The organism is Chryseobacterium daecheongense (assembly GCF_003729955.1).
GTDB lineage: Bacteria > Bacteroidota > Bacteroidia > Flavobacteriales > Weeksellaceae > Chryseobacterium > Chryseobacterium daecheongense.
In genome coordinates this window covers 903,663-919,683 of record NZ_RJTX01000004.1, presented here as the reverse complement: position 1 = coordinate 919,683, position 16,021 = coordinate 903,663, and the positions used below count along the sequence as shown (strand labels likewise).

At 36.2% G+C, this 16,021-nt stretch carries 16 protein-coding genes; 11 read left to right on the top strand and 5 right to left on the bottom strand.

The features are described 5' to 3' along the window. Positions 1–273: 273 nt before the first annotated feature. From ileS to trpS, 6 genes are all read left to right on the top strand, one after another. Positions 274–3,663 carry an isoleucine--tRNA ligase gene (gene ileS, locus EGI05_RS17565; protein WP_123264312.1) on the top strand — a complete coding sequence of 1,130 codons (3,390 nt, stop codon included), beginning with the start codon at positions 274–276 and terminating at the stop codon, positions 3,661–3,663. A 59-nt stretch (positions 3,664–3,722) separates the two neighbouring features. Then, positions 3,723–4,103 carry a TraR/DksA family transcriptional regulator gene (locus EGI05_RS17560; protein ID WP_123264311.1) on the top strand — a complete coding sequence of 127 codons (381 nt, stop codon included), beginning with the start codon at positions 3,723–3,725 and terminating at the stop codon, positions 4,101–4,103. Between the two features lie 79 nt (positions 4,104–4,182). Beyond that, complete coding sequence (locus EGI05_RS17555; RefSeq protein WP_123264310.1) at positions 4,183–4,428, top strand: DUF6576 domain-containing protein; 246 nt, start codon at positions 4,183–4,185, stop codon at positions 4,426–4,428. A 27-nt stretch (positions 4,429–4,455) separates the two neighbouring features. After that, positions 4,456–5,094: a lipoprotein signal peptidase gene (locus EGI05_RS17550; RefSeq protein WP_123264309.1), complete on the top strand. Its 639-nt coding sequence runs from the start codon at positions 4,456–4,458 to the stop codon at positions 5,092–5,094. 2 nt (positions 5,095–5,096) lie between these two features. Next, a complete protein-coding gene (locus EGI05_RS17545; RefSeq protein WP_123264308.1) occupies positions 5,097–5,741 on the top strand; it encodes a SanA/YdcF family protein in 645 nt (214 codons plus the stop codon). 81 nt (positions 5,742–5,822) lie between these two features. Next, entirely contained in the window at positions 5,823–6,791 is a 969-nt protein-coding gene (trpS, locus tag EGI05_RS17540; protein ID WP_123264307.1) for a tryptophan--tRNA ligase, read from the top strand. Between the two features lie 58 nt (positions 6,792–6,849). Here trpS and EGI05_RS17535 read toward each other — a convergent pair whose 3' ends face one another. From EGI05_RS17535 to EGI05_RS17515, 5 genes are all read right to left on the bottom strand, one after another. Next, positions 6,850–7,545, bottom strand: a complete 696-nt coding sequence (locus EGI05_RS17535; RefSeq protein WP_123264306.1) for a YjjG family noncanonical pyrimidine nucleotidase — start codon at positions 7,543–7,545, stop codon at positions 6,850–6,852. A 200-nt stretch (positions 7,546–7,745) separates the two neighbouring features. Beyond that, positions 7,746–8,336 carry an RNA polymerase sigma factor gene (locus EGI05_RS17530; RefSeq protein WP_121462821.1) on the bottom strand — a complete coding sequence of 197 codons (591 nt, stop codon included), beginning with the start codon at positions 8,334–8,336 and terminating at the stop codon, positions 7,746–7,748. 197 nt (positions 8,337–8,533) lie between these two features. Further along, positions 8,534–9,025 carry a hypothetical protein gene (locus tag EGI05_RS17525; protein WP_185144985.1) on the bottom strand — a complete coding sequence of 164 codons (492 nt, stop codon included), beginning with the start codon at positions 9,023–9,025 and terminating at the stop codon, positions 8,534–8,536. 84 nt (positions 9,026–9,109) lie between these two features. Continuing rightward, positions 9,110–10,390 carry a methionine adenosyltransferase gene (gene metK / locus EGI05_RS17520; RefSeq protein WP_123264304.1) on the bottom strand — a complete coding sequence of 427 codons (1,281 nt, stop codon included), beginning with the start codon at positions 10,388–10,390 and terminating at the stop codon, positions 9,110–9,112. A gap of 240 nt (positions 10,391–10,630) precedes the next feature. Continuing rightward, positions 10,631–11,581: a LysR substrate-binding domain-containing protein gene (locus EGI05_RS17515; RefSeq protein WP_123264303.1), complete on the bottom strand. Its 951-nt coding sequence runs from the start codon at positions 11,579–11,581 to the stop codon at positions 10,631–10,633. Between the two features lie 132 nt (positions 11,582–11,713). Between EGI05_RS17515 and EGI05_RS17510 the strand changes: the two genes are divergently transcribed. The 5 genes from EGI05_RS17510 to EGI05_RS17490 all read left to right on the top strand — a co-directional run bounded on the left by EGI05_RS17510 (position 11,714) and on the right by EGI05_RS17490 (position 15,973). Next, on the top strand, positions 11,714–13,201 hold the full coding sequence (locus EGI05_RS17510; RefSeq protein WP_123264302.1) for a catalase: 1,488 nt from the start codon (positions 11,714–11,716) through the stop codon (positions 13,199–13,201). Positions 13,202–13,306: 105 nt separating this feature from the next. Then, entirely contained in the window at positions 13,307–14,074 is a 768-nt protein-coding gene (locus EGI05_RS17505; protein WP_123264301.1) for an enoyl-CoA hydratase/isomerase family protein, read from the top strand. Between the two features lie 42 nt (positions 14,075–14,116). Beyond that, entirely contained in the window at positions 14,117–14,539 is a 423-nt protein-coding gene (locus EGI05_RS17500) for a deoxycytidylate deaminase (protein WP_123264300.1), read from the top strand. Between the two features lie 7 nt (positions 14,540–14,546). Further along, positions 14,547–15,461, top strand: a complete 915-nt coding sequence (gene xerD / locus EGI05_RS17495; protein ID WP_123264299.1) for a site-specific tyrosine recombinase XerD — start codon at positions 14,547–14,549, stop codon at positions 15,459–15,461. Continuing rightward, positions 15,458–15,973 (top strand): NUDIX hydrolase, encoded by a 516-nt coding sequence (locus tag EGI05_RS17490; protein WP_123264298.1) that lies wholly within the window; start codon positions 15,458–15,460, stop codon positions 15,971–15,973. The genes xerD and EGI05_RS17490 overlap by 4 nt, the downstream gene beginning before the upstream one ends. The last annotated feature ends 48 nt before the right edge of the window (positions 15,974–16,021 follow it).

The window sequence follows — 16,021 nt, the reverse complement described above, 5'->3', positions numbered from 1 at the left end:
TATTAATTCTTAAATATATTTCTTTTATTCTTTCACTCACGGATTCCACAAATTTTCACAGATGATTGCGTTTAAAATCTGCGTCATCTGCCCAATCTGTTAGAGAAATAAAAACGTATTCTCCCCGTCAGTCAAAATTTTATTTTTTATTTCACATTACCATTCTGGAATTGAAGTTTTTAATAGATAGAACCTAAATAAAACATATATTATAAACCGACAAAATTCACTAAATTTGCAAACTTAATTAATCATCGAATTGAGATATTTACAATGAGCCAATTTAAAGAATATAAAAACCTCAACCTTATCGACATAGCCGAGAATGTATCGGAATTCTGGAAACACAATAAAACATTCAGCAAAAGTGTTGAAATTCGTGAAGGTAATCCCGAGTTTGTATTTTATGAAGGACCACCTTCTGCAAACGGTATGCCCGGAATTCACCACGTTATGGCCAGAGCGTTAAAGGATATTTTCTGTCGTTTCCAGACACAGAACGGAAAGCAGGTTTTCCGTAAGGCGGGTTGGGATACACATGGGCTTCCTGTGGAACTTGGTGTAGAAAAAGAACTTGGAATAACGAAGGAAGATATTGGCAAAAAAATCTCTATTGAAGACTATAACAAGGCTTGCCGTGAAGCGGTAATGCGTTATACCGATGTTTGGAATGACCTTACGGAGAAAATCGGATATTGGGTAGACCTTGATGATCCATATATCACCTATAAGTCAAAATATATGGAGACCGTTTGGTGGTTGCTGAAACAATTGTATGATAAAAACTTATTGTACAAAGGCTACACCATCCAGCCTTATTCTCCAAAAGCAGGAACAGGGCTTTCTTCTCACGAATTGAATCAGCCTGGAACATATCGTGATGTTTCAGATACTACGATCGTGGCTCAATTTAAAGTAAAGAAAGAATCTTCTGAACTATTCAATGAGGTAGATGGTGATGTAAACATCCTGGCTTGGACAACAACTCCATGGACTTTGCCTTCAAACACAGCTCTTGCGGTAGGAAGAGATATTGAATATTATGTAGTTAAAACGTTCAATCAATATACATTTGAACCTGTAACAGTTGTTTTAGCGAGAGTCCTTTTAGAAAAGAACTTTGGTAAGAAATATGTGCAAGGAACAGATGAGGATTTTGCAAACTATACTGCAGAAAGCAAAACAATTCCTTATAAAGTTTTAAAAGAATTCACAGGAGAGAAACTTGCAGGAACCCAGTATGAACAATTAATCCCTTGGTTCACTCCGGATGAAACTCCTGAAAAAGCATTCAGAGTAATTTTAGGAGATTTTGTAACAACGGAAGACGGTACAGGTATCGTTCACATCGCTCCTACTTTTGGTGCGGATGATGCAAGAGTAGCGAAAGAAGCCGGAATTCCGCCAATGTTGGTAAAAGATGAGAATGACAATCTTGTTCCATTGGTAGATTTACAGGGTAAATTCCTTGTCGGAAATAATGTGCCGGAAGTATTCTCAGGAAAATATATCAAGAACGAATATTATGATGATGGAGCTGCCCCTGAAAAATCATGGGATGTAGAATTGGCTATCTTATTAAAAACAGAAAACAAAGCCTTTAAAGTAGAGAAATACGTTCACAGCTATCCACATTGCTGGAGAACTGACAAACCTGTATTATATTATCCTTTGGATTCATGGTTTGTGAAAATGACTGCTGTGAAAGACAGGTTAGTTGATCTGAACACAGAAATCAACTGGAAGCCAAAAGCTACCGGAGAAGGACGTTTTGCCAACTGGCTGGAAAATGTGAACGACTGGAACTTGTCCCGTTCAAGATATTGGGGAATCCCATTACCAATCTGGAGAACAGATGATCTGAAAGAAGAAAAAATCATCGGCTCTGTAGAGGAATTATATAATGAAATCGAAAAATCGGTTGAAAAAGGATTCATGACTGAAAATCCGTTCAAAGGTTTTGAGATCGGAAATATGTCTGAAGAAAACTATTCTTTAGTTGACCTACACAAAAATGTAGTGGATAAAATAGTTTTAGTTTCAGAATCAGGAAAATCCATGAAACGTGAAAGTGATTTGATCGACGTTTGGTTCGATTCAGGTTCTATGCCGTATGCACAGCTGCATTATCCTTTCGAAAATAAGGAAATGATCGACAGCCACAAAGCATTTCCTGCAGATTTCATTGCAGAAGGTGTTGATCAGACCCGTGGTTGGTTCTATACACTTCATGCGATCGCTACTGCTGTTTTTGATTCTGTTGCTTATAAAAACGTAATGAGTAACGGGCTTGTTTTGGATAAAAACGGACAGAAAATGTCAAAACGTTTAGGCAATGCAGTAGATCCGTTCGAAACACTTTCTGTATACGGTCCGGATGCTACACGTTGGTACATGATTTCCAATGCCAATCCTTGGGAGAACCTGAAGTTTGATATCGAAGGAATAGATGAAGTAAGAAGAAAGTTCTTCGGAACGCTTTACAATACCTATTCATTTTTTGCTTTATATGCGAATGTTGACGGATTCAATTATTCGGAAAAAGAAGTGGAAAACCGTCCTGAAATCGACAGATGGATTCTTTCCGAGCTTAATCTTTTAATTAAAGAAGTAAAAGCATTCTATGAAGATTATGAGCCAACAAGAGTAGCAAGAGCAATCAGTACTTTCGTGAACGACAATTTAAGTAACTGGTATGTAAGATTATGCAGAAGACGCTTCTGGAAAGGAGATTATACGGAAGATAAAATCTCTGCTTACCAGACTCTATATACCTGTCTTGAAGTGGTAGCCAAATTATCGGCACCCATTGCTCCATTTTTTATGGATCAGCTGTATCAGGATTTAAATAAAGTTACAGGAAAAGAAACGTATGAATCTGTACACTTAACGGATTTCCCTGTTGCTGATGAAAGCTTAATCGATCAGGATTTGGTGGAAAAGACTCATTTAGCACAGAATATCACCAGTATGGTTTTCTCTTTGAGAAAGAAAGAGAACGTAAAAGTACGTCAACCATTACAGAAAGTATTGGTTCCTGTATTGGATTCTAAAACGGAAAAGCAAATCTTAGCAGTGGCGGAATTGATCAAGCAGGAGGTGAATGTGAAAGAGTTACAATTGATCAATGCTGAAGAAGCATCTCATTTAATTGTAAAACAAATTAAACCTAATTTCAAAGCTCTTGGACCTAAATTAGGAAAAGACATGAAAGTGGTTGGAAATGAAATTGCTAATTTTTCCGCAGAACAGATCACCGCTCTTGAAAAAGAAGGAAAAATCGACATCCAGGGCTATGAAATCACGCTTGATGACGTGGAAATCTCTACGAAAGATATCCCGGGATGGACGGTAACTTCTGATGGAAAAACAACTGTGGCATTAGATTTGACGTTAACAGAGGAATTAAAATCTGAAGGTATTGCAAGAGAATTCATCAACAGAATTCAAAATTTAAGAAAAGACAAAGATTTCGATCTGACCGACAGAATTAAAATCTCTCTTGAAGAGAATTCTCCATTTCTTGAAGATATCAGGAAAAATGAAGAATATATTTCGTCCGAAGTCTTGTCAAATAAAATAGAAGTTGTATCTTCACTTCTTAATTTTAACGAAATCGAAATAGATACCGTTAATTTTAAGGTAAATATTGAAAAAAATTAACATATAGTTATTGTATTTCAAATTCCATTTCATAATTTTATTAAAAAAGAGAAAAGAACATGCAAGACGAAAGAGTAAGATATAGCGATGCTGATTTACAGGAATTTAAGAAAATCATTCACGAAAAGATTGCAAAAGCTGAGAAAGATTTGGCACTGATCAACGAAAGTTTTATCAATGACCAGAACAACGGAACGGATGACACATCCCCTACTTTCAAAGCATTCGAGGAAGGGGCAGAAACCCTTAGCAAAGAACAAAATGCAATCTTGGCAGGAAGACAGGAAAAATTCATTCGTGATCTTAAAAATGCGCTGATAAGAATTGAAAACAAAACCTACGGTGTTTGCAGAGTAACAGGGAAGCTGATTCCTAAAGAAAGGCTTTTGGCAGTTCCGCACGCTACGTTAAGTATCGAAGCGAAAAACATGCAGAAATAACCATCGGTTTGCAACAATAAATTTGGGTTTATATTGTATTTCACAAATACTTTATAAACCTAATTTTTAATGTATACCCATGAGCGAATATATCATTTTAGGGATTATTCTTATAGTGGTTCTTTGGTTTTTCAACAGGGAGTGGATCAAAAACAGATTCTTTCCGGACAAACAGAAGAACTACACCATAGATGATCAGTTTAACTCTGAAAGACGGGAACGAGAAAAAGAAATCGACCGCCTTTTAGGAAAAATGGGCAAAAACGGCATTAATGACCTTTCTGCAAAAGACAGGAAAAGGCTTGATGAATTGTCCAAAAAATAAATTAAAGAAAGATAAAATTTAGAAACCTTGAAAAAGATCTTAGCCGTAACATTCCTTATATTATTAATTGACCAGGCTTCAAAAATTTATATTAAAACACACTTCAACCTTGACGACAGTATTTCTGTCTTACCGGGCTTCAAGCTTACTTTTGTAGAAAATCCGGGAATGGCTTACGGGCTTCATTTCGGAGGAGTCATTGGTAAATATTTCCTGGTGATTGTAAGAGTATTATTAATCGGAGGAATGATCTACCTTTTCAGAAAATGGCTGCAAAGAGGGGAATCCAATTATCTTTTGATTCCAATGGCTATGATTTTTGCAGGAGCTATCGGAAACCTTATTGACGGAATGTTCTATGGTTTGATTTTCGACAGCGGAACAGTCTATGATCCAAGCATCGATCGATGGATCGGCTATGGCGGAGTTTCTAAATTCGTCCCTTTTGGTGAAGGCTATTCTACCTTTATGAAAGGTTGTGTGGTAGATATGCTCCACTTCCCGTTAGTAGACTGGAACGTTCCTGAAAATGTTCCGCTAATCGGAGGAAAACATATTGAATTTTTCAAATATATTTTCAACGTTGCGGATTCAGCCATTACTATTGGAGCGGTTTTATTATTAATTTTCAGGAAAAAGGCATTTCCCAACGGCCTTGAGTTTTAAAAATGAAAAGATTCATTAAAAATACTTTTAAAATTTTCCTGCTTCTTATGGTTGCAGGAATTATTTTTATTGCTTTTGCGAACTACAGCATTAAAAAGCAAAGTGATGCTTTTATATTCTATGATATTTCCAAAGTTCCCGAAACGAAGACAGCATTACTTCTCGGAACCAGCAAAACATTAAGCAATGGAATGCCCAATGCCTATTTCTATAACAGAATTCAGGCTACTATAGATCTTTATAAAAGCGGAAAAATCCAATACATTATTGTAAGTGGAGACAACAGCAGAAAAGATTATAATGAACCTGAGGATATGCAATTGACACTCATGAAGTATGGGATTCCACAGGATAAGATTTTTATGGATTTCGCAGGTTTCAGAACTCTGGATTCCGTGGTGAGGGCAAAAGAGATCTTCGGGCAGAAAAAGCTGGTGATTATTTCCCAAAAGTTCCATAATGAGAGAGCTGTCTTTTTAGCCCAGAAAAATGGAATGGAAGCCTATGGATATAATGCACCGGATGTTAACAAGTATGCAGGATTAAAAACCAATATGCGTGAATATATAGCCAAGGCAAAGGCATATTGGGATTTGCTTTTCGGAGTTGAACCGAAATTCGGTGGAGATAAAATTTTGATTCCTTAGTAAAATTTCCCGGCAGATTAAGCAGATCACAAAGAAACCTATTAAATTTGCAATTCATTAATTTTTATAAATAAAAAACAAATGTCAAGAATTCTTACCGGCATTCAAGCCACCGGAACACCGCACCTTGGGAATTTATTAGGTGCTATTATTCCTGCCATCGAACTATCGAAGCAGGAAGGAAATGAGTCATTTTTATTTATTGCGAACCTTCATTCGCTTACACAGATTAAAAATGCGGAAGAGCTAAAACAAAACACCTACGAGATCGCTGCGGCTTGGCTTGCTTGTGGGCTGGATACGGAAAAAACCTATTTTTACAGACAAAGCGATATCCCTGAAACCTGTGAACTATCTTGGCATTTATCATGTTTTTTTCCTTACCAAAGATTAACGCTTGCTCATTCTTTCAAAGATAAAGCAGACCGATTACAGGATGTGAACGCAGGGTTATTTACCTATCCTATTTTGATGGCTGCCGATATTTTGTTGTATGACGCAGAAATCGTACCTGTAGGGAAAGATCAGCTCCAGCATTTGGAAATTGCCCGTGATGTAGCTTCAAGATTCAATAATCAGATGGGAGAAGTTTTTGTACTTCCACAATCTGAGCTCCAGGAAAACACGAAATATGTTCCGGGAATTGACGGACAGAAAATGTCTAAATCCAGGGGAAACATCATTAATATTTTCTTGCCTGAAAAAGAACTGAAAAAACAGGTAATGAGCATTGAAACAGATTCTAAAAGTCTTGAAGAGCCTAAAGATCCTGAAACCGATAAAGTATTTGCCATTTATCAATTGATTGCCACTCCTGAACAAACAGAAGAATTAAGAGCGAAATATTTAGCAGGAAACTTCGGTTACGGTCATGCGAAAACAGAACTTTTAAACCTGATCTTAACCCGTTTTGCCAAAGAAAGGGAATTGTTCTCCTACTATATGAACAATCTTGACGAATTGGAGGCTAAACTTCAGGAAGGGGCAGAAAAAACGAGAGTAATTGCTTTGGAAACCATTAAAAGAGTAAGAACAAGTTTAGGAATTTAATTCATCATGTTCTTGTATAAATAAAGTTTCGGCGGCACCAAAGGTGCCGCCGAAACTATTATAAATAATCTTTTATTTGTAATAGTAGCTTGACCGTCTTCAACCCATCTTCTTCCCTATTTTCATCCAAAGCATCAAAGAAAATAACGTCCATTCCAAAGTTTTGCGCTCCTACTACATCTGCAATCCAGTCATCCCCAATTAAAATACTTTCTTCTTTTTTTGCTTGGGAAAGCCCCAAAGAATATTCAAAAATAGCAGAATTAGGTTTTCTTACACCCACGGAATCTGCACTTGTGATGGTATTAAAATACTTGGCAATTCCGGATAGAAGGCACTTTCTTTCCGTTACTTCCTGGAAGCCGTTTGAAATTACATGTAAAGTATATCCTTTTGATTTCAGATACTCTAGAAGAGCTTCTGCTCCCTCCACCAATTGATTATGATTCAATATTTTATCCAGGAAATGTTCTTCAAAATACATAGAAAGCTCTTCATTATCAACACCAAAATGTTTGAATGTATCATAAAAACGATGCTTTCTCAAATATTCCTTACCAATAATTCCATCTCTGATCTTTTCCCACAGTGATTCATTAATCTCATGATAAACAGCATGAAACTCCTCAAAATCAATAGCATATTGTAAGGTGATTTCCTGTTTCTCAAAAAGGTCTTTGATAGTAAGATAGGCGTTCTTGCGATGATCCCAAAGCGTATTGTCCAGGTCAAAAAAAATGTGCTGAATTTTCATACAGCACAAAATTAATAATTTTAATTTTTGGAAATCGGATAATTCTTATTCTTGGACTTAACAACTTCCAGGTTCTTTGAAAAGTTAAGCAAAAAATCAATTGTTTGTTTTTTTGGTTTCAAAGTTTTCTCTTTTAGGGAATCATTTTTTCTCATAGGCGAGTGAATGTTTTTCCTTAAAACGAGAAATATTAAGAATTATTATCTTGTTAGTATAATATTATTCTCATCCATGATTTTTCTCAGGTTAATGAGTGCATATCGCACTCTTCCCAAGGTTGTGTTGATACTCATATTGGTATGATCCGCAATCTCTTTGAAGCTTAAGCCGTCAAAAAATCTAAGTTTAATCACTTCCTGTTGATTTTCCGGCAAAAATTGCAGCATTCTGAGTAGGTCTTCCTGAATCTGGTTGGTGACCAGCTGGTCTTCAATGTTTTCAGAAGGCTCTCTGATCAAATCAAAAATAGAATACTCATCCGTTTCAAAGGTAGTCTCTGAAACTTTAATGTTTTTCGATTTTAATCTGAAATGATCGATAATGAGGTTGTGAGCGATTCTTTTGGCCCAAAGGATGAATTTTCCTTCTTCGTTGTAACGTCCTTCTTTCAGCATGATGATGATTTTCATAAAAGTATCCTGAAAAACATCATTAGCAAGGTCTTCATCATTAATTTTGTAAAAAATGAATGTAAACAGCTCTCTCTGATGACGATGAATAAGCGTTGATAATGCTTCTTCGTCTCCTTTCTGGTAAAGGGAAATTAGTAGGCTATCCGATTTTGATTTCATAACTTTCTTCTCAATAAAATATTTGTAGACAATTTATCTTCCAGATATTTTATCTGGCTCTTATTGTAAATACAAAATAATTCTTTAGAGTAAAGTCTAATCAATAGGCGGGTACAATTTTTATGGATGTAAATATAATAAAATTTTAATAACTGTTAACCTATTATTAATATTTTCCAAAAAATAATTAAAAGAAATCATTTAAACATGTCATGAATGAATACAGTAGGGATATTTAATGTGAAATTAATATTTAATCCTTTCAATTGTTTACCATTTAATTCCGCATCTCCGATAGGAAAAGCATACCCTCCTGTAAGATCTAAGATCCCAAAAAGTGTAACTCCGACCTTAGGAGCGATGTATTTATTGGTTCCTTCCGCTCCAACCAAAAAATAATAGGAATGGTAAAAATCTACATTTTTTTCAAAATTAAGAAGCACATCCGCCTGCAATTTCGGCATAATGGCAAACTTTGAGTGAGCAGATCCCATTAAAGCAGAACCTCCTAGTCTGTAAATTACATCGTCATCCTTCAAAAAAAGCAATTTACCTCCTACTTCACCGAAACTCTGGTTTTGGTACACATATCCTACATTGATCATTTTATGCATTGTATACTGAGCTTTTGATACACTCCCTAAGAAAAATACAAGCAAAGCGGCCATTGCCAAACGAAATTTCAGCATCATATTATTTATTTAAGTGTAAAAATAAAAAAAACTGCCTTATCTGTTGGATAAAGCAGTCATTATATTATCAAAAGCGGGAAATTAAATTCCGAAAGCGGCTTTAATTTCGTCTACTTTGTCAAGTTTTTCCCAAGTAAAGAATTCAAGACCTTCTAATGTAAGTTCATTCTTTTGACCTTTATTGAAAGTTTTATTACCTACATAATGCTCTTTACCCATGTGTCCGTAAGAAGCCGTTTCTTGGTAAATAGGATTTCTTAATTTAAGGTTCTGCTCAATAGCATATGGTCTCAAATCGAAAATAGTTGAAACCTTCTTAGCAATCTCTCCATCATGAAGATCTACTTTTGATGTTCCGTAGGTATTAATGTATAAACCACAAGGTTCAGCAACACCGATGGCGTAAGAAACCTGTACTAAAACTTCATCAGCAACTCCCGCTGCTACTAAGTTTTTAGCAATGTGTCTTGTTGCATACGCTGCACTTCTGTCTACTTTGGAAGGATCTTTTCCTGAGAACGCACCACCTCCGTGAGCTCCTTTACCACCATAGGTATCAACAATGATCTTTCTTCCTGTAAGACCCGTATCTCCGTGAGGACCTCCGATTACGAATTTCCCTGTAGGATTAATATGATACTTGATCTGATCATTAAATAATGCTTTGATTTCCTCCGTTTGCTGGGCAACCACTCTTGGAATCAAAATATTTTTAATGTCTTCGCGGATTTTATTCAACATCTCTTCTTCCGTACCAAAATCATCGTGTTGAGTAGAAACTACGATAGAATCAATTCTAATGGGTTTGTGGTCATCAGAATACTCAATCGTAACCTGACTTTTTGCATCCGGACGAAGGTAAGTAATCTCTTTATTTTCTCTTCTGATCGCAGAAAGCTCTTTAAGAATAGTATGTGCCAAGTCTAAAGCTAATGGCATATAGTTCGCCGTTTCATTAGTTGCATACCCGAACATCATTCCCTGGTCACCCGCTCCCTGAGCATTGGCTTTGCTTTCAAAAGATTCATCCACTACAGTTCTGTCAACACCTTGGTTGATATCCGGAGACTGTTCATGAATAGCAGAAATCACTCCGCAAGAATCTCCATTGAACATATATTCTCCTTTGGTATACCCGATTCCGTTGATCACTTCTCTGGCAATAGTCTGTACATCTAGATAAGCATCAGATTTCACTTCTCCTGCCAAAACTACCTGTCCTGTTGTAACAAGAGTTTCACAAGCTACTTTTGAATTTTTATCGTATGCTAAGAAGTGATCGATTAATGCATCGGAGATCTGATCGGCAATTTTATCCGGATGTCCTTCTGAAACGGATTCAGATGTAAATAAATAAGACATATTATTCTTTTGTTTTTTTAATTAAAAATTGAGTGAAGAAAAATATGAAATAATTGCCTAGAAAGCTCAAAAAAGAATACTGTTTTAGCATTTTTTTATAGAGGTTGCAATCAGGTCAAATTTTTCCTCGTTTAATAAACGTTGGCAAATTTAAGCACTATTTTTTTAATACTCAAATTTTTATCCGCTATTTATAATTTTCTTTAAATTAATGATTTATATCATTTTATGAGATATAAACTATTGTGGCTTTATGCTTACAAATTCCTTCGGACTTTGATTATAATTCAGCTTTTCTTTTAAAGAAGCCTTGATGGAATTCGCCAATTCATCAATAATCTTTTGCTTGAAAGTAGGTTTATAATAAATAATGCTGATTTCTCTGTAAGGGAATGGCTTTTTAAACCTGAAAACGTTGTTCTTCTGCTCCTCAGAAAGCTGGCTTAGTGCCAATTCAGGCAAAATACTGATCCCGCCCACTTTATCTACCATATGTACTAAAGTCTGGATGTTGGAAGCAAGGAAATCCAAATTCTTTGGTTTCAGTGTATTTTCTTTTAAATGACAAATATTCTCAAACTGATTCCTTAAGCAGTTACCTTCCTCAAGAAGCCACACTTTCTCCACATTCAGCTCCTCTGGAATAATGTATGAATTCTTTTTATTGGCTTCTGTATCTGAACTATAAATCATTAACTCTTCATTGAACAGGAAATCCTGATAAAATTCATCAGCACTGTCGTAAGGTGTGGAAATGATTCCCGCATCCAGCTCGCCTGCTTTTAAAGCTTTGATGATATTATCAGTTGTCATCTCCTTCACATTCATCTGAATTTTGGGATTTTCTTCCAAAAATTTAAAAATCTCAGTAGGTAAAATGAAAGATGAAACTGTAGGGATGATTCCTATATTAATAGTGCCTCCCAGAATATTGTTCAAAAGGTTTGCTTTGTTTTTCAGCTCATTGACAGATTCTATAATTACCTTCGCCTGATCAATGATCTGTAACCCCACATCCGTAGTACGGATAGGGTGGGTTGTCCTGTCGAAAACCTTCACATCCAGTTCATCTTCAAATTTTTGTATCATTGCACTTAAAGTAGGCTGAGTAATAAAGCACGCCTGCGCGGCTTTTCCAAAATGTTTATACTTATCGACAGCGATAAGATACTCCAATTGCTGAATGTTCATCTGATTAATATTATCTATTACAAAGATATAACGTTTTTGCTATTAGCAATTAAAAATTCAAGTAAATTTGATATTTATTACGTTTAAGAACTACCTTTGAAAAGGCAGAATTATTATTCAAATCATAACTATATGGATTCTAAAAAATTAACAGCAAGCAACGGAGCTCCTTATTATGAACATCAGGATTCCCAGACGGTAGGACCCAGAGGACCAGTGCTTTTACAAGATTTTATCCTTCAGGAAAATCTGGCCCATTTTGTAAGAGAGAGAATCCCGGAAAGAATTGTACATGCAAAAGGCAGCGGGGCTTATGGTAAGTTCACCGTAACTCATGATATTACAAAATATACGAAAGCCAAATTGTTTTCCAATATTGGGAACTCTTGCAGAATGTTTGCCCGTTTTTCAACGGTAGGTGGAGAAAAAGGAAGCGCAGATACGGCAAGAGACCCTAGAGGTTTCGCTCTGAAATTCTATACGGAAGACGGAAATTGGGATCTGGTAGGAAACAATACCCCGGTTTTCTTTATTAAGGATGCTAAAAAATTCCCGGATTTTATTCATACTCAGAAAAGAGTACCAAAAACCAACTTAAAAAGTGCCACCATGATGTGGGATTTCTGGAGCTTGAATCCTGAATCTCTTCACCAGGTTTTAATTCTGATGTCTGACAGAGGAACACCTCACGGATACAGACATATGCACGGATTCGGATCTCATACTTTTTCCATGATCAATGCTGATAATGAGAGAGTGTGGGTAAAGTTCCATCTGAAAACCAAACAGGGTATCAAAAATTTCACGAACGAGGAAGCCATAAAAATGGCAGGGGAAAATCCCGATTTTGCCCAGGAAGATCTTTGCAATGCTATAGAGAATGGAGATTTCCCGAAATGGACGATGTACATTCAGGTGATGACGGAAGAACAGGCTAAAGAATTCAGATGGAATCCTTTTGATATTACCAAGGTATGGTTCCAAAGCGACTTCCCATTGATTGAAGTTGGTGAAATGGAACTGAATGAAATTCCTGTGAATTATTTTGCACACGTAGAGCAATCTACTTTCTCTCCAAGCAATTTAATCAATGGTATAAGTTTTTCCCCGGATAAAATGCTTCAGGGAAGGTTATTCTCTTATCCGGATGCACACAGATACAGAGTGGGAGTAAATGCTCATCAGCTGGAAGTCAACAGATGTCCTTTTGCTGTTAATAATTATCAAAGAGACGGATTTATGGCAGATTCCAAAGATTATGGTGACCAGCCTAATTATTATCCGAATAGTTTCGACAACATCAGACCGGATTCTGCTTATAAAGATTTTGAATATGAGCTGGATAGCTATCACGTAGCTCATTACAACAGAAACGAAAATGATGATGACCACTACACCCAGCCAGGTTTACTATATACTAAAGCGATGAATGCTGAGGATAGGGAACATCTTGTTCACAATATTGTTGAAAGTATGAAAGGAATAGACGGTCCAAAGAAAAATGAGATCATCAACCGACAATTATGCCATTTTTTCCGAGCCAATATTGAGCTTGGCATGAAAGTAGCTTTGCAACTAAATATCAATATTGATGCGAATATGATGAATCATTCTAAGTAATCATATCAAATAAATAATCACACTAAAAGGAAAAAAAATCAATATTTTTTCCTTTTTTTTACAAAAAATTTATAATTTGCGGTCGATTGTATTTTAAAGTTGAAAATGGGTTACCAAAATATATTATTAGAAAAGGAAGATAAAATATCTATCATTACCATAAACAGACCTGAAAGTTTAAACGCATTGAATGCAAAAACCATTCAGGAAATAAGCTCGGCGCTGGATGAATTGAACTCTGATACAGGATGTAGAGTGATTATCATTACAGGAAGCGGTGAGAAGTCATTTGTTGCCGGAGCAGATATTAAAGAGTTTAGTGATTTTGGACAGGAGAAAGCTGAAGAATTGGCCAGAAACGGACAAAATATACTATTTAATAAAATTGAAAATATGTCTAAGCCTGTGATTGCAGCCGTAAACGGTTTTGCATTAGGCGGAGGACTGGAGCTTGCTATGGCATGCCACATCAGATACGCATCGGAAAATGCTAAATTAGGACTTCCGGAAGTTACCTTAGGATTGATTCCCGGGTATGGAGGAACTCAAAGATTACCAAAGCTTATCGGAAAGGGTCTTGCCAACGAAATGATCTTCTCAGCCAAAATGATCCCCGCTCAAAGAGCCAAAGAGATCGGATTGGTGAATGAAGTATATCCTATCACAGATTTATTAATCCAAACAAAAGAATTAGCAAAGATTATTGCCCACAATTCACCGATGGCAATATCCAAGGCAATACATGCCGTCAATTTATCAGACACTGATAAAGGCTTCGATACAGAAATCCAGTATTTCGGGGAGCTTTTTGAATTGGATGATAAAAAAGAAGGAGTGACCGCTTTTATGGAAAAAAGAAAGCCGAACTTCTAAACCTTAATACAAAATTATTTCGAAAAAAAACAATGCTGCGGTATGAATAAGTTTGATAAAGCTTATCTAAAAATGGCTCAGGAATGGGCAAAACTCTCCTACTGTAAACGAAAGCAGGTAGGGGCTCTTATCGTAAAAGATAGGATGATTATTTCAGATGGTTACAATGGTACTCCTTCAGGATTTGAAAACTGCTGCGAGGATGAAGAGGGGAAAACACACTGGTATGTACTGCATGCTGAAGCTAACGCCATATTAAAACTGGCTGCTTCAACCCAGTCTGCAAAGGGAGCTACGTTATATTTAACGCTTTCACCCTGCAAGGAATGCAGTAAACTGATTTTACAGGCGGGAATTACCCGGCTAGTGTACATTAATGAATATTCGGACGATGACGGGATATCATTTTTAAGGAACCATCATATTGAAATAGAGCAAATTTCGGACAATGAATTAAAAAAATAAGCACACAATGACTTGGGATGAAAAAATTAAGGATTTTGAAATCTTTCTTCGATTTGAAAGAAATTTTTCAGAAAACACTCTCGACGCGTATGTACGAGACATTAAAAAATTAAAAGAATACGCAGAAGAAGATCTGGCAAATGTCGGTCCAGATAGTATTGAGTATGAGAACTTACAGGAGTATATTTTCAATCTCTCCAAACAAAAGTTCAGTGAAAGATCACAAGCAAGATGGATTTCATCCATAAAAGCGTTTTTCAAATTCTTACTGGAAGACGAATACCGTGAAGATAATCCGGCAGCATTGCTTGAAGGCCCTAAATTAGGATTATATCTTCCGGATACTTTAAGCCTCCCCGATATCAACAAAATTATCGGTGCTATCGAGGTAAATTCCGATCTGGGAAAAAGAAATCAATGCATTATTGAGGTTTTATACGGATGCGGGCTTCGTGTTTCGGAACTTATTGAACTAAAAATTTCAAACATCAATTTTCAGGAAAATTACATTAAGGTGAACGGAAAAGGGAATAAAACCCGCTTTGTTCCTCTGGCGGACTATACTGCTGAGCTCCTGAAAAGCTATATTGACGATGTACGTTCTAAGAATAAAATCAACAAGAAATATGAAGACACTTTGTTTCTGAACAGCAGAGGGACTTCCATGTCCAGAGTAATCGTATTTCTTATCATCAAAGAACTTACAGATAAAGCTGGTGTTAGTAAAAAAATCTCTCCCCATACATTCAGACATTCATTTGCTACCCATTTGTTGCAAAATGGAGCAGATCTTCGATATATCCAGGAAATGCTTGGACATTCGAGTATAACAACCACAGAAATTTATACTCATTTGAAGACAGAAGAACTTCGGGATGTAATTTTGAGTTATCATCCGAGAAATATTAATATTACTCAATGAAATTATTGAAATATTGCCCTAGCTGCGGCAAAGAATCTTTACATTGGGACGGCGAAAAGAAATGGAGCTGTCCCAATTGTAATTTTACCCTTTATAATAATGTTGCTGGTGCCGTTGCTGTTGTCATACGATGTGGTGACGAAGTATACCTTACAAGAAGAAACAGAGACCCTAAAAAAGGAAAACTGGATCTAGCCGGAGGATTTGTTGATCCGAAAGAAAGTGCAGAGGAAACCTGTAAAAGGGAACTTTTTGAAGAGTTGCAGCTGGATATTGATATTTCAAATTTAAAATACTTAACAAGCTTACCCAACGTTTATGAATATAAAGAGATCGATTATAATACGATTGACCTTTTTTATGAATATAACGTAGCGGAAAAGTTTGAAGTAAATATTGATCTTTCTGAGATCTCACAGGCTGTCTGGATTCCCTTAAAAGAGTTAAATCTGGATGATATAGCCTTTGATTCCCAAAAGAAGTTTTTTGAGCAGTATTTGAAGGATTTATAATCATATTCCCACACATTTCACAGACGAGCACAGATGTTTATGAACATA

Coding starts and splice junctions, on each gene's coding strand:
- EGI05_RS17500 (WP_123264300.1), top strand. CDS start 14,117: ATGAATAAGTTTGATAAAGCTTATCTAAAAATGGCTCAGGAATGGGCA.
- EGI05_RS17545 (WP_123264308.1), top strand. CDS start 5,097: ATGAAAAGATTCATTAAAAATACTTTTAAAATTTTCCTGCTTCTTATG.
- EGI05_RS17555 (WP_123264310.1), top strand. CDS start 4,183: ATGAGCGAATATATCATTTTAGGGATTATTCTTATAGTGGTTCTTTGG.
- EGI05_RS17505 (WP_123264301.1), top strand. CDS start 13,307: ATGGGTTACCAAAATATATTATTAGAAAAGGAAGATAAAATATCTATC.
- EGI05_RS17515 (WP_123264303.1), bottom strand. CDS start 11,581: ATGAACATTCAGCAATTGGAGTATCTTATCGCTGTCGATAAGTATAAA.
- EGI05_RS17535 (WP_123264306.1), bottom strand. CDS start 7,545: ATGAAAATTCAGCACATTTTTTTTGACCTGGACAATACGCTTTGGGAT.
- EGI05_RS17560 (WP_123264311.1), top strand. CDS start 3,723: ATGCAAGACGAAAGAGTAAGATATAGCGATGCTGATTTACAGGAATTT.
- trpS (WP_123264307.1), top strand. CDS start 5,823: ATGTCAAGAATTCTTACCGGCATTCAAGCCACCGGAACACCGCACCTT.
- EGI05_RS17490 (WP_123264298.1), top strand. CDS start 15,458: ATGAAATTATTGAAATATTGCCCTAGCTGCGGCAAAGAATCTTTACAT.
- EGI05_RS17525 (WP_185144985.1), bottom strand. CDS start 9,025: ATGCTGAAATTTCGTTTGGCAATGGCCGCTTTGCTTGTATTTTTCTTA.
- EGI05_RS17530 (WP_121462821.1), bottom strand. CDS start 8,336: ATGAAATCAAAATCGGATAGCCTACTAATTTCCCTTTACCAGAAAGGA.
- ileS (WP_123264312.1), top strand. CDS start 274: ATGAGCCAATTTAAAGAATATAAAAACCTCAACCTTATCGACATAGCC.
- xerD (WP_123264299.1), top strand. CDS start 14,547: ATGACTTGGGATGAAAAAATTAAGGATTTTGAAATCTTTCTTCGATTT.
- metK (WP_123264304.1), bottom strand. CDS start 10,390: ATGTCTTATTTATTTACATCTGAATCCGTTTCAGAAGGACATCCGGAT.
- EGI05_RS17510 (WP_123264302.1), top strand. CDS start 11,714: ATGGATTCTAAAAAATTAACAGCAAGCAACGGAGCTCCTTATTATGAA.